This is a genomic window from Millisia brevis NBRC 105863, from assembly GCF_001552615.1.
Taxonomy (GTDB): Bacteria; Actinomycetota; Actinomycetes; order Mycobacteriales; family Mycobacteriaceae; genus Millisia; species Millisia brevis.
Genome location: NZ_BCRN01000011.1, coordinates 188,323 through 201,272, shown reverse-complemented (window position 1 = coordinate 201,272; position 12,950 = coordinate 188,323). Strand labels below are relative to the sequence as shown.

Below are 12,950 nucleotides of genomic sequence, written 5' to 3'. Positions count from 1 at the left end.
TTCGATACCGAGTCGACCGCATACAACATTCCGATGGCTCTGCGCCTGACCGGCGACCTCGATGTCACCGCGCTCGAGCAGGCGCTGGCGGACGTGATCGCCCGCCACGAGACGCTGCGCACGATCTACCCCGAGTTCGACGACGGTGCGGTGCAGAAGATCCTGGCCCCCGAGCAGGCGCGGGTCGAACTGCCGGTCGAGAAGGTCAACGAGGCCCAGCTGCCGGAGGCATTGCTGGAGTTGGCGACCACCCGATTCGACGTGACGACCGAGGTGCCGATCCGGGCCCGGTTGCTGCGGGTGATCTCGGAGACCGGCGACGCGCGGACTCACATCCTCGGCGTGGTCATGCACCACATCAGCGCCGACGGCTCCTCGCTGGCGCCGCTCGCCCGCGACCTGGTGCTGGCCTACAGCGCCCGGGCCGCAGGGATCGAACCCGATCAGCCGGCGCTCGAAGTCCAGTACGCCGACTACGCGCTCTGGCAGCGCGACGTGCTCGGCTCGCCGGACAACCCGCAGTCGACCGCCGCGGCCCAAATCGCTTACTGGAAGCAGCGTTTGGCGGGGGCTCCCGACCAGATCGAGCTGCCCGCGGACCGTCCGCGGCCGGCGGTGCAGTCCTTCCGCGGCGGTCGGGTGCACACCCGCGTCGACGCGGACACGCACGCCCGGCTGGCGGCGTTGGCGCGCGGACACTCCGCGACGCTGTTCATGGCGGTGCACGCGGTGTACGCGACCCTGCTCGCCCGCCTGACCGGCACCGGCGACGTGGTGATCGGTTCGCCGATCGCCGGACGCGGCGAACGCGCCCTCGAGGACGTCGTCGGCATGTTCGTCAACACCCTGGCGCTGCGCACCGAACTCGATCCGGCGATGCCCTTCGAGCGGGTCCTCGACCTGGCTCGCGAGGTCGACCTGGCCGCCTTCGACCACGCCGCGGTGCCCTTCGAGCAGTTGGTCGAGGCCATCGATCCGGTGCGCTCGACCGCCCGTCATCCGATCTTCCAGGTCGGCTACACGCTGCAGAACCAGCAGCAGGCGAGCGTCGAGTTGCCGGGTCTGGAGGTCTCCACCTTCGAGGTCGATGCGAACCTCTCGCAGTTCGACCTGCACCTGATCGGCACCGATCGGTACGTCGACGGTGTGCCGGACGGCATCGACATCACCTTCACCTATGCGCAGGACCTGTTCGATCCGATCACCGCGCAGTCGTTCGCGGATCGCTTCCAGCAGTTGCTCGGTGAGGTTCTCGACCGACCGACGACACCGATCGGTGACGTCGATCTGCTCGGGGTCGGCGAGCGGCAGGTGCTGCTCGACGAGTGGTCGTCCGCCTCGGCGCCGATCGGACCGGACGGCCGCAGCGCCATCGACGGTCGCGCATTGCCGATCGGTCTGGTGCTCGAGCAGGCAGCGCTCCACCCGGACGCGATCGCCCTGCGCACCGCCGACCGCGCCCTGACCTATCGCGAGATGATCGACGACGTCGAGGACGTCGCGCGGGGACTGGTCGCCGCCGGCGCCCGACCGGAGCAGCGGATCGCCCTGGCGATGCGCCGGTCGATCGACCTGGTGATCGGCATGTACGCGATCTCGCGGGCCGGTGCGGTCTACGTTCCGGTCGACCCGACGCAGCCTGCCGAGCGCGTCGCCGCGATCCTCGGCGCCGCGCAGCCGATGGCGATCCTCACCGACGCCGACTCGGCCGACCGGCTGGGCACCGCCCCGCCGACCGATGCCCCGGTGCTGCGGATCGAGGCGCTGCGCGGCAGCGCGCCGACCGCCGAACTGCCGAGCAAGCTGCGGCCCGCGTCGGCGATGTACGTCATCTTCACCTCGGGCTCGACCGGCCTGCCGAAGGGCGTCGTGCTCACCCACGGCGCCGTCGCGAACCAATTGCAGTGGAAGCGCAGCTGGTTCGGCCTCGGGCCGGACGATGCGGCGCTGCTCAAGACCGCCGCGACCTTCGACCTGTCGGTCTGGGAGTTCTGGTCGTTGACCACCGCCGGCGGCACGATCGTGATCGCCGGACCCGACGATCATCGCGACCCGGCCCGCCTGCTCGAGCTGATCGTCGACGGCGGGGTCACCACCCTGCACCTGGTGCCGACCATGCTCGAGGCGCTGCTGGTCGAGGGCGACGGCGCCCTGCCCGGTGGACTGCGCCGCATCCTCGCCATCGGTGAGGAGTTGCCCGCGGCGACCGCCCAACGGGCGCTGGGGACCGGAGTGGAGCTGTACAACCTGTACGGACCCACCGAGGCCGCCGTCTCGGTGACCGCCCATCGCGTCGACGCCTCCGAGCGTTCGACGGTGCCGATCGGCGGACCGGAATGGAATACCCGCGTCCTGGTCCTCGACGACCGGCTGCACCTCGCCCCGGTCGGCGTGGTCGGCGAACTCTACCTCGCCGGTGTCCAGCTCGCCCGCGGCTACCACGGACGCCCGGACGCGACCGCGGAACGGTTCGTCGCCGACCCCTTCGGCCCGCCCGGATCGGTGCTCTACCGCACCGGCGACCTGGCCCGCCGCAACGATCGGGGCGAGCTGATCTTCCTCGGCCGTGTCGACTTCCAGGTCAAGGTGCGCGGATTCCGCATCGAGCTCGGCGATATCGAACACGCCCTGCGGTCGATCGACACCGTCGCCACCGCGACCGCCGCCCTCTGGCAGGACGAGCGCACCGGTGACCGCCTGGTCGGGTACGTCACCCCCGCCGCGGGGGCGACCGTCGACGTCGAGGACATCGAACGGCGCCTGGCCGAGGCGCTGCCGTCGTACATGGTGCCCTCGGCGATCGTCGTACTCGACGTGCTGCCGATGAACGTCAACGGCAAGGTCGATCGCAATGCGCTGCCCGCGCCCGCATTGACCGCCGGCGACTTCGTACCCCCGGCCACGCCGATCGAGCAATTGGTCGCCGCGGTCTACGAGGACGTGCTCGGTATCGAGCGGGTCGGCGCCGGTGACGACTTCTTCCGCATCGGCGGCAACTCGCTGGCCGCCACGCGGGCGGTCGCCCGGATCGGTGCCGCCCTCGGCAGCCGGGTACCGGTGCGGCTGATCTTCGAGGCGCCGACGGTGACCGCGCTGGCCCGCCGGGTCGAGTCCGCCGCCGACGGCGACCTGGCCCGCATCCCGCTCGTCGCCGGACCGCGGCCCGATCGCATCCCGTTGTCGCTTGCGCAGCAACGGATGTGGGTGCTCAACCGGGTGGACCCGGGCTCGGCCGCGTACAACATCCCGGTCGCGATCCGGCTGTCCGGGTTGCTCGACGTGCCGGCGATGCGCGACGCGGTGCGCGACGTGATCGCCCGGCACGAGGTGCTGCGCACCCGTTACCCGGAGGACGCGGACGGCCCGTACCAGTTGATCGAGCCGGTCGCGGCGGTCGACACCACGCTCACGCTCGACCAGGTGACCGAGGCCGACCTGCCCGCGGCGGTGATCGCGCTGGTGACCGAGGGCTTCGACGTCACCGAGCAGGTGCCGCTGCGGATGCGGCTGTTCGAGCTGAGTCCGACCGAGTACGTGCTGGTCGTGGTGCTCCACCACATCGCCGGTGACGGCTACTCGCTCGGACCGATGGTCCGCGACGTGATGACCGCCTATTCGGCGCGGCTCGACGGCGAACTGCCCGGCTGGGCGCCGCCGGCCGCGCAGTACGCCGACTACGCGATGTGGCAGCGGCAGGTCCTCGGCGAGGAGACCGACGCGACCAGCGTGGTCTCCGCGCAGCTGCGGTACTGGGCCGACCAGTTGGCCGGTGCACCCGACCTGCTCGAACTGCCCACCGACCGGCCGCGTCCCGCGCGGCAGTCGATGCGCGGCGACTCGATCGACTTCACCGTCGACGCGGAGTTGGTGGCGCGGGTCGAGACGCTGGCCCGCGAACGCGGCAGCACGGTGTTCATGGTCGTGCACGCGGCGCTGGCGATCGTGCTCGGCACGCTCGGCCGCACCGACGACATCAGCATCGGCACCCCGGTGGCCGGTCGCGGCGAGGAAGCCCTCGACGACATGATCGGCATGTTCGTCAACACCCTGGTGTTGCGGACGCGGATCGACCCGGCCGCGACCTTCGCGGACGTCTTGACCTCCGCCCGTGAGGTCGACCTCGGGGCCTTCGCGAACGCCGACATCCCCTTCGAGCGGATCGTCGAGGAACTCGGCCACGCCCGGTCGTCGGCGTACTCGCCGCTCTACCAGGTGATGTTGACCTTCCAGAACGCGCCGAAGGTGCACATGGCGTTGCCCGGACTCGAGATCAGCGCCTTCGACAGCGATATCCAGCAGACCAAGGCCGATCTGCAGGTCGCCTTCGACGGGTCGGCGGCCGGCACCGGCGAGGGCATGCGGGCGATGATCAGCTACGCGACCGATCTGTTCGACCGGTCGACGATGCTCGCCTTCGCCGAGCGCCTCGTCTCGGTGCTCGAACGGGTCACCTCCGACCCGGAGGTCGAGGTCCGCGATATCGATGTGCTGACCGAGGCCGAACGGCGGGAGCTCGCTCCGAGCTTCGGGGTCGAGGACCTGCCGCAGTTGGTGGCCGCCGCCGCCCAGAGCGATCCGGACGCGACCGCCATCGAGCACGACGGCCGGGTCGTGACCTATCGACAACTGCACGAACGTCTGGAGCTGGTCGGGGCCCTCGCCCCGGCGGCGCGGGTACCGGTGGCGCTCAACGGCCTGCTGCCGGGGATGCTCGCGTCCCTCGGGGCGGACGGCTACGCGGCCGCCCTGCAGGCCCTGGTGGCCGACGCCGCCCGCGGCGGCGCGCGATTCTGAGGTGACCGAATCCGAGGGTGGCCCATACCACTCTCGGCTTCGGTCTCCGGCCTGCGCGGGTGTCGCGGAAGTGCAAGGATGAGAAGGTCTCCATCCGACGCGACGAAGGGGAGGTCATGGGCGACGACGTTGTTGTTGAGCTCGACGAAACGCAGGCATGGGAACTGCTGTCCGCGGCACACTTCGGCCGGCTTGCCCTGGCCATCGGTGGCGAGCCGGACATCTTTCCGATCAATTTCTACGCCGGTGAGGGGCGGATCGTCTTCCGCACCGCCGAGGGCAGCAAGCTGGTCGAGGTAGCGGTGAACCCGCGGGTCGCCATCGAGACCGATTCGGTCGACGGCCATACCGCCTGGAGCGTGATCGCGAAGGGTGAGGCCCGAATCCTGGTCTCCACCAGCGATATCGAGGCCGCGGACAAGCTCCCGCTCACCCCGCAGGTACGGACGCTGAAGTACAACTACGTCGAGGTGACCGTCGAGTCGATCACCGCGCGGCGCTTCGCCCTCGGCCCCGAGCCGGAGCGGTACCCGACGTAAAGCCGGCCGCGCGGCGTCGTCCGGTACAGCGCCGGACGACCCCGCGGTCCGCCGTCATCCGGTGGAGCGGGTGTCGCCTACACTTCGGCCCGGTACGTACCGGTTGGTCGAAGGGTGGCGCATGCGAAAGTTCGCTCGGTGGGCGTTGGTCGGCACGGCGGCGATGTGCGCGATGGTGTTCGCGCCGGCCGCGGCCTCGGCCCAGCCGGCCCCGGAGAACGACTGCGCACGCGAACTGGTCCTCGGCGTCGACGGCACCCTGGCGTTGAACTCGCCGTTCTCCTCCGCGTATTCGATCACCAGTCGGTACCGTGACCGGCCGGGCGTCGAGGTGCGACATATCCAGTACCCGGCGGAGATCCGCCCCATCGGAGCGCACACCTACGACGAGTCCAAGGCGATCGGGATCCGGGAGTTGCGCCGCGCGGTCGACGAGCAGACCGCCCGCTGCCCGGACACCGTCATCAAGGTGATCGGCTTCTCCCAGGGCGCCGCGATCGCCGGGGACTACCTGGCCGAGGTCGGGCGCGGCGAGCACGGCTCACCCCGGATCCAGGGTCTGCTTGCGGCGGATCCGCGTACCCCGGACACCGGCTTCGAGGTGCAGGTGCACGGGGCGATCGAGGGGCTCGGCGTGACCTTCACCGGTGAGCGCGGCGGATTCGGCGATGTCCCGGTGACCACGATCTGCGCCAACCGGGACGGTGTCTGCGACATGGTCCCGCTCGATTCGCCGCCCGCGCTGCTGGCCGATCGCTTCTTCGGCTACCTGACCAAGCACACCGGCTACGAGCGCATCACCGTCGACGGACGCCCCTTCGTCGACGTGGCGGTCGACCTACTCGACAACCCCACCGGCGGAGTCCTGCGCATCTGAGCCGGCGGGACCCGAGCCGCCGCGAGCGGCCATACCGTCCAACAACACGGCCAGTCCGAGCCGGAAGTCCCGTTCGCGGGCAGCGTCGTCGCGGGCATCGGGCGCGCGCCGGGTATCGATGTGGAACAGCGACGCCCCCTGCACGAAGCTCCAGATCGTCCGGGTGAGCCCGCGCGCGAGGTCGACGTCGGACGTCAACGGCAGCAGCGCTTCGCGCATCCACTCGAGGCAGTGCTCGTCCGAGTAGTACCGCGGATTGCCGATCACCGGGATCGTCCACGGGTGGCGCCGGTAGACCGCCCAGTCGATCTCGGCGGCCACGGTCATCGCCGCGCGCCAGTCGGAGGGAATCGGCCGCGGATAGGGCGCCCGGTCCATCACGGCGGTGATCATCAACCGGATCAGCGCGTCCTTGTCCTCGACGTGCCGATAGAGCGACATCGCGCCCGCGCCCAGTTCGGAGGCGACCCGGCGCATCGAGACCGCCGCGAGCCCCTCCCGGTCGGCCAGGCTCGTGCCCGCGGCGACGATCTGTTCCGCGGACAGCGCGGTTGCCCGCGAGGTGATCATGCGTACAGTGTACCCACGGAGTGCGTACGGCGTACGCGTCTCCGCGGGTGCGTACGCCGTACGTGTCGAGCGCGCGTGGTCGATCGAAGGGATCCCACATGACAGCCGTCGCATCGTCCTCGGGCCGGGCCACGCGCCGGGACTGGATCGCCCTCGGGCTGCTGACCGGTCCGATCCTGCTGGTGTCGATGGACGGCTCGATCCTGTTCCTGACGATGCCGCGGATCAGCGAGGCGCTCGCGCCGACCGCGCCCCAACAGCTGTGGATCCTCGACATCTACGCCTTCCTCGTCGCCGGCCTGCTGATCCTGATGGGCAACCTCGGCGACCGACACGGGCGCCGCCGACTGATGTGGCTCGGCGCCGCCGTCTTCGGGATCGGTTCGTTGGCGGCGGCATTCGCGACGAGCCCGGAGATGTTGATCGCGGCCCGCGCGTTGATGGGCGTCGGCGGATCGACGCTCCTGCCGTCGTCGCTCGCGATCATCGGGACGGTCTTCACCGACCCCAAACAGCGCTCGACCGCCATCGGGATCTGGGCTGCCTGGTTCGGCGCCGGCTTCGCGATCGGACCGTTGGTCGGCGCGGTCCTGCTCGACCACTTCTGGTGGGGCTCGGTCTTCCTGGTCAACCTGCCGGTGGTGATCGCCTTCCTGGTGCTGGCGCCGCTGTTGCTGCGCGAGGCGCGCACCGAGGAGTCCGCGCCGCTGGACCTGCTCAGCGCGGCACTGTCGTTCGCGGGCATCCTGATGGTGGTCTACGCGCTCAAGTCGATCGCCGCCGACGGGCCCACCGCGGTCGCGATGGTCGTCGGCGCACTCGGCGTGGCGCTGTTGGCGGTCTTCTTGAGCCGGCAGTTCCGATTGCCGGCGCCGCTGGTGCAGGTGCAGTTGTTCCGGCGGCCGCTGTTCACGATGGCGATCGTCGCGGCCGGCTCGTCGGTCTTCTCCTTCTCGGCCGCAACCTATCTGGGCGCGGTCTATCTGCAGACCGTGCTCGGGATGGGCATCGTCGCGGCGGGGATGATGGCGATCCCGGCGGCGATCACTACCTTTGCGCTGTCGACCGGCTCCGGTGCGCTCGTCGATCGGGTCGGCTCCCGTGGGGTGCTCAGCGCAGCCTTCGCGTTCATGGGCACCGGCCTGTTGGTGCTCGCGGCGGCGCCGACGTTCGGTGGTCTGGTGACCTACGGGATCGGCACCGCCGTCTCGGGTATCGGCTACGGACTGGTCTTCGCGGTCGCGTCCGAGATCGCGGTCACCGCGGTGCCCGAACGCAACGCCGGGTCGGCGTCGGCGATCTCCGAGACCAGCTTCGAACTCGGCCAGGCTCTGGGGTTGGCGATCCTCGGGTCGCTGGCCGCGCTGATCTTCCGCCTCGCCGGACCCGGTGTCGCCGACACGCTGAGCGAGACGGTCCGGCTCGCCGGCGACGACGCGGTGATCGCCGAGGCGCAGCGCGCCTTCACCCTCGGCTTCGGTACGGCGGTGGTCGTCGGCGGCCTGATGCACCTCGCGCTCGCCGTGGTCGCCGCGGTGGTCCTGCGCCGGCGGTAGGCGGTGGCGCCACGGATGTCGCGGTGGTGGCGGTGGCGGTGGCTCAGGAAAGCTCGGCGCGGCGCAGTCGCAGTTCGCGTTGTGCGCCCCGCAGGGGAGAGCCGGCGAAGCCCTGTGCGGCGAGATCTACACCGGACGCGGCGCGCAGGGCGACTCGGTGTGCCGACTCCGCAGCCCTGCGCGGCAGGCCGATCGTCTCGGCGAACGCCAGCCAGTGGCGGGCGCGCAAACGTCGGGTGGCCCCATCGACGGGCAGTGCCATCGAGTTGTCGCCGTACGGCAGCGTGCACAGGACGTCGTAGATCGGTGCGACCGACCACACCCCGTTGGGTGCGCGCAGGATCGAGAGATTCTTGGCGTGCAGATCACCATTGCCCACCAGCCAGGCGAAGACGAACTGCAGATACAGCGCGCGCAGCGCCACCATCGGTGCACGACACGGCTCCGCCAGGGCGACGGCAACCTGCTCGGCCGCGGGTCGGTACTTGTCGGCCGGCGGCAGGTCCATGACCTGGGTGGCGTCCTCCACCGCCAGCCGAATCCACCGGTCGCCCTCGAGGAGTCGATCGAATCGACGGACCAGCAGTCCGGAACGACCGCCGACATCATCGACGATGCGGGCGGAGGCCACCGGCAATCTCAGTTCGGCCGCCGCCCGCAGGTGCGCTGCTTCATTGGCAACGATGTTCGGCAGATCCTGGAGCGGAGCAAGTTTCAGAATGAAGTGGCCGGCGTCGCTGCGAACCGGCAGCGTGAGGCGAGAGGCGCTGACCTTCTCCTGCACGCCCGGAAGCGCGTACCGATCGATGACTCCGGTGATCGTCCCGAAGTCGACATCGTCGGCGGCGAGGTCGACCAGCGCCGAGGCGTTCCCGGCGGGTGCGCCGGTGCGCACGACCCGAACGTCCCCGGGGGTGTCCTCGCCGACCGCCAGGAGCAGGCTCAGCTCGTCGTCGGCGCTGGTCTTGAGCGATCGTTGGAGAGCGGACAGGCGACGTCCCTCGGGGAGCAGCCCGGTGAAGAACGCGGGCAGCGCTCCGCCGGAGGTCGTGATCCGCTCGCCCCCGAGCGGCAGGGTGGTCGCCACCGGCCGGGCGTCGACGCGGGCGAGGTAGTCGGGCAGATAGGCAAAGTTCACGGTGCCGCGCTCGCCACGATCGAGGACCGCGGCCTTGTGCTCGCCCACGTATACGTCGGCGGAGGTGACAAAGCGGAAGGACTCCAGGTCGTCGGTCACGTGGCGGTGATCTCCACGCCGACCGTGGCCGCGACGCGCAGAAAGACGCCGAGACCGGTTGATCCGGTGCCCTTTTCGATGTCCCGGATCGTTCGTTCCGAGGTCTGCGCCAGATCGGCGAGTTCGGCCTGCGTCAGCCGGGAATCGCGGCGAGCCCGCCGAACTGCCGCGCCGAGCAGAGCTGCGGTCATAATCACCTCCATTTCGGCAGCATCCTGCCGATCTGACCAGGGTAGAGGCCGAGCGTGCCGGATGCCACCGGATTCGGCAGAATTGTGCCGAATTGCAGGGGCGGGCCGGTTGCGATCCGGACCTGATGTAGAAACCGGCAGGATACTGCCGTCGGTGGCCGGCGCGGATATCGTTTGTCATCGCCGCGCCCCGCGCCGGGCGGGCTAGAGTGACCGGTGTGACAGGGCCGAGCGTCGCCGAACCGCACGTCGCGGTCTACATCGACTTCGACAACGTCGTCATCTCCCGCTACGACCAGGTGCACACCCACACCCGCGATGCGTGGCGATCCGACAACGCGCGGCGGCACGCCGCCGACGAGGACAGCGACGACCCGATCGACGTACGGCTGGCGACCGCCCGCGTCGACGTCGGCGCGATCCTCGACTACGCCGCCTCCTTCGGCCGGGTCTCGCTCTCCCGCGCCTACGCGGACTGGTCGGTGCCCGCCAACGCCGCCTATCGCCACCAACTGGTCGACCGCGCGGTCGACCTGACGCAGTTGTTCCCGGTGAGCGGCACCAAGAACGGGGCCGACATCCGGCTGTCGGTCGACGCGATGGAAGACCTCGGCAAGTACTCGGACCTGACCCATGTGGTGCTGGTCGCCGGGGACTCCGACTACATCGCGCTCGCCCAGCGCTGCAAACAGCTGGGCCGCTACGTCGTCGGGATCGGGGTGGCCGGGTCGACCAGTCGGGCCCTGATCGCCGCCTGCGACGAGTTCAGCTCCTACGACGCGCTGCCCGGCGTCACCCCGGCCGCCGAGATCCAGGCCGAGGCGCAGGAGGCGGCGGCGCAGGAGGCAGCGGCGCAGGAGGCGGCGCTACAGGAAGCCGCGGTAACCGAAGGCGGGACCTCCCACGAGAAGGCGCAGGCCGCGTCCGCGGCCTTGGCCGAGGTCTCCCGCGGGGTGGCGTCCGGCCGGATCGCGGCCGAGACGCCGCCGCCGACGCGGAAGCGGGCCCGCAAGGTCGCCGCCGAACCGTCGCCGGAGGAACTGCGTCAACGCGATGCAACCAATCTGCTGGTCCGCGCGATCCGCATCGCCCAGGACCGCAACGACGAGGACGAGTGGCTCTTCGGCGGCGGGGTGAAGAGCCAGATGCAGCGCATGGACGCCGGCTTCAAGGAGAAGCCGCTCGGCTACAAGACCTTCACCGCCTTCGTCGAGTCGCGCTCCGAGGTTGTCGAGTCCCGCGTCGACCCGGACGATGGGCAACTGCGGCTGCGCCTGCGCGGTCGCTGAGCCACGCTCCCGCCGAGCCACCTCCCGCCGAGCCACCCTCCCGCCGATCGCGCCGACCGCGTGGCAGGGTGAAGGAATGCGTGATCCGCTCGCGTCGCCGCGGCCGACCCGCCGGATCGTGACCGGTGACCTGGTGGTCGCCGGCCTGTTCGGCCTGGTCGCGATCCCGGTGCACCTGACGGAGGGGCCACTGTTCGCGGTGGTGACGGTCATGGTGGTCATCGCGCTGGCCGTGCGGCGGATCGCGCCGAGTCTCATGCTGGCCCTGGCGTTGGCCTCGGCGATCATCCAGGTGGTCTCCGGAGAGGTCACCATCCTGCCGTCGCTGGCCTATGCGGTGCTCTTCCACACCGCCGGCGGCCACTCCAACCGGTGGGTGCGCTGGGGTTCGCTGGCGGTCGGCATCGTCGGGGTGGTCTTCGCCGGCGTCGTGCTGCGCAACGGTATGGGCATCACCGCGGCGGACGGCACGGGGCTGTCGCCCTATCTGCCGCTCTTCGTCGCGATCGCCGCTGCAGCGGCCGTCGTGATCGGCGGGTGGGCAACGGGATTCATCGCCCACCAACGGCGCACGGTCGAACGGGCCACCGTGGCGGCGACGATCGCCGACCTCGAACGCCGCCGCATTCTCGACCGCTACGACGAGCAGGCCGAACGGACTCGGCTCGCCCGCGACATGCACGACGTGGTCGCGCACTCGCTGGCGGTGGTGATCGCCCAGGCCGAGGGGGCCCGCTATGCCCTCGACACCCGACCGGACACCGCCCGCGACGCCCTGCAGGTGATCGCCGGCACCGCGCGCGACGCGCTCGGCGACGTTCGTGACCTGCTGACCGATCTGCGCACCCCCGCGGAGGACGGCGACGGCCGCTCCGACCGTCGGCGGCTCTTCGATCGAATGCGCGCGGCCGGAATGACTCTCGACGTCCGGGAGATCGGTGATATCGACGCGATCGATCCCGGCAGGTCGGCGGTCGTGTACGCGGTGCTGACCGAGTCGCTCACCAATGCCCTCAAGTACGGCGACCTTCGGCTGCCGGTGCGGGTACATCTCGAACGGACCGAGGGGATGCACCTGACCGTCGACAACACCGTCTCGCCGATTAGCAACGCCGGCAGGGGCGCCGGCTACGGGGTGCTCGGCATGCGCGAACGAGCGGCCGAATGGGGCGGCACGCTCACCAGCGTCGGCGACGGATCGCAGTGGAGCGTCGAGCTGACCCTCCCGGCCGGGACGGCGGGCGACCGGTGATCCGGGTGGCGCTGGTGGACGATCAGCCGCTCTTCCTCGGCGGGATCGCGATGATCCTCGACAGCCAGGACGATATGCGGGTGGTCGCGAAGGAGAACTCCGCGGTCGGCCTGGCCGCCGTGGTGGCGGCAACCCGTCCCGACGTGATCCTGATGGACGTGCGCATGCCGGGCGTCGACGGGATCACCGCCACGGCCGAACTGGTGCGCACCCTGGGGGAGCGGGCGCCGAAGGTATTGGTCCTGACCACTTTCGACGCGGACGAGGCCGCGGCGTCGGCCATCGAATCCGGCGCCAGCGGATTTGTGCTCAAGGACGCCCAACCGGAATTCCTGCTCGCCTCGATCCGCGCGATCGCCGCCGGCAACCAGGTGGTCGCCGCCGCGGCGACCCGCAAACTGTTCGAACGGTTCCGCGCCCGGGCGGCGGCCCCCGGGCCCGAGTACGACGAGTTGACCGCCCGCGAGCGGGAGATCCTCCTGCAGACCGTACGCGGCCTGTCGAACGCCGAAATCGCCCGCGCGGAGTCCCTTTCGGAGGCGACGGTCAAGACGCACGTCTCCCGCATCCTGGCCAAGCTCGGTGTGCGCGACCGGGTCCAGTTGGTGGTCTACGCCTACGAGAACAACCTGGTCTGAGCCGGCC

At 70.5% G+C, this 12,950-nt stretch carries 10 protein-coding genes; 7 read left to right on the top strand and 3 right to left on the bottom strand.

All coding sequences use genetic code 11. The features are described from left to right. The 3 genes from MB1_RS16380 to MB1_RS16370 all read left to right on the top strand — a co-directional run. A partial coding sequence (locus MB1_RS16380) for a non-ribosomal peptide synthetase (RefSeq protein ID WP_281190141.1) occupies window positions 1-4,794 on the top strand: 4,794 nt, incomplete at its 5' end. Window positions 4,795-4,910: 116 nt separating this feature from the next. Further along, the gene (locus tag MB1_RS16375; protein WP_066909600.1) at window positions 4,911-5,333 is read left to right on the top strand and encodes a pyridoxamine 5'-phosphate oxidase family protein; all 423 of its coding nucleotides are present in this window, start codon (window positions 4,911-4,913) and stop codon (window positions 5,331-5,333) included. Between the two features lie 121 nt (window positions 5,334-5,454). After that, window positions 5,455-6,210, top strand: coding sequence for a PE-PPE domain-containing protein (locus MB1_RS16370; RefSeq protein WP_066909510.1), 756 nt, complete (start codon window positions 5,455-5,457; stop codon window positions 6,208-6,210). Here MB1_RS16370 and MB1_RS26335 read toward each other — a convergent pair. After that, window positions 6,172-6,780, bottom strand: coding sequence for a TetR/AcrR family transcriptional regulator (locus MB1_RS26335; RefSeq protein ID WP_066909507.1), 609 nt, complete (start codon window positions 6,778-6,780; stop codon window positions 6,172-6,174). The genes MB1_RS16370 and MB1_RS26335 overlap by 39 nt on opposite strands. A 98-nt stretch (window positions 6,781-6,878) precedes the next feature. Here MB1_RS26335 and MB1_RS16360 point away from each other — a divergent pair, with 98 nt between their 5' ends. Continuing rightward, window positions 6,879-8,336, top strand: a complete 1,458-nt coding sequence (locus tag MB1_RS16360; RefSeq protein ID WP_066909504.1) for an MFS transporter — start codon at window positions 6,879-6,881, stop codon at window positions 8,334-8,336. 43 nt (window positions 8,337-8,379) lie between these two features. Here MB1_RS16360 and MB1_RS16355 read toward each other — a convergent pair whose 3' ends face one another. Both MB1_RS16355 and MB1_RS16350 read right to left on the bottom strand, forming a co-directional pair. Then, the gene (locus tag MB1_RS16355; protein WP_066909501.1) at window positions 8,380-9,573 is read right to left on the bottom strand and encodes a type II toxin-antitoxin system HipA family toxin; all 1,194 of its coding nucleotides are present in this window, start codon (window positions 9,571-9,573) and stop codon (window positions 8,380-8,382) included. Further along, on the bottom strand, window positions 9,570-9,764 hold the full coding sequence (locus tag MB1_RS16350; protein WP_084351975.1) for a helix-turn-helix domain-containing protein: 195 nt from the start codon (window positions 9,762-9,764) through the stop codon (window positions 9,570-9,572). Before MB1_RS16350 ends, MB1_RS16355 begins: the two co-directional genes overlap by 4 nt. 218 nt (window positions 9,765-9,982) lie before the next feature. Between MB1_RS16350 and MB1_RS16345 the strand changes: the two genes are divergently transcribed. The 3 genes from MB1_RS16345 (at window position 9,983) to MB1_RS16335 (ending at window position 12,943) form a co-directional block, all read left to right on the top strand. Beyond that, on the top strand, window positions 9,983-11,053 hold the full coding sequence (locus tag MB1_RS16345; RefSeq protein WP_066909597.1) for an NYN domain-containing protein: 1,071 nt from the start codon (window positions 9,983-9,985) through the stop codon (window positions 11,051-11,053). Between the two features lie 76 nt (window positions 11,054-11,129). Next, entirely contained in the window at window positions 11,130-12,305 is a 1,176-nt protein-coding gene (locus tag MB1_RS16340; protein WP_066909495.1) for a sensor histidine kinase, read from the top strand. Next, entirely contained in the window at window positions 12,302-12,943 is a 642-nt protein-coding gene (locus tag MB1_RS16335; RefSeq protein ID WP_066909492.1) for a response regulator, read from the top strand. Before MB1_RS16340 ends, MB1_RS16335 begins: the two co-directional genes overlap by 4 nt. Window positions 12,944-12,950: the final 7 nt, after the last annotated feature.

What these genes read in the sequence shown, in the direction of transcription:
- MB1_RS16375 (WP_066909600.1), top strand. Translation starts at nt 4,911, where the DNA reads ATGGGCGACGACGTTGTTGTTGAGCTCGACGAAACGCAGGCATGGGAA.
- MB1_RS16370 (WP_066909510.1), top strand. Translation starts at nt 5,455, where the DNA reads ATGCGAAAGTTCGCTCGGTGGGCGTTGGTCGGCACGGCGGCGATGTGC.
- MB1_RS26335 (WP_066909507.1), bottom strand. Translation starts at nt 6,780, where the DNA reads ATGATCACCTCGCGGGCAACCGCGCTGTCCGCGGAACAGATCGTCGCC.
- MB1_RS16360 (WP_066909504.1), top strand. Translation starts at nt 6,879, where the DNA reads ATGACAGCCGTCGCATCGTCCTCGGGCCGGGCCACGCGCCGGGACTGG.
- MB1_RS16350 (WP_084351975.1), bottom strand. Translation starts at nt 9,764, where the DNA reads ATGACCGCAGCTCTGCTCGGCGCGGCAGTTCGGCGGGCTCGCCGCGAT.
- MB1_RS16340 (WP_066909495.1), top strand. Translation starts at nt 11,130, where the DNA reads ATGCGTGATCCGCTCGCGTCGCCGCGGCCGACCCGCCGGATCGTGACC.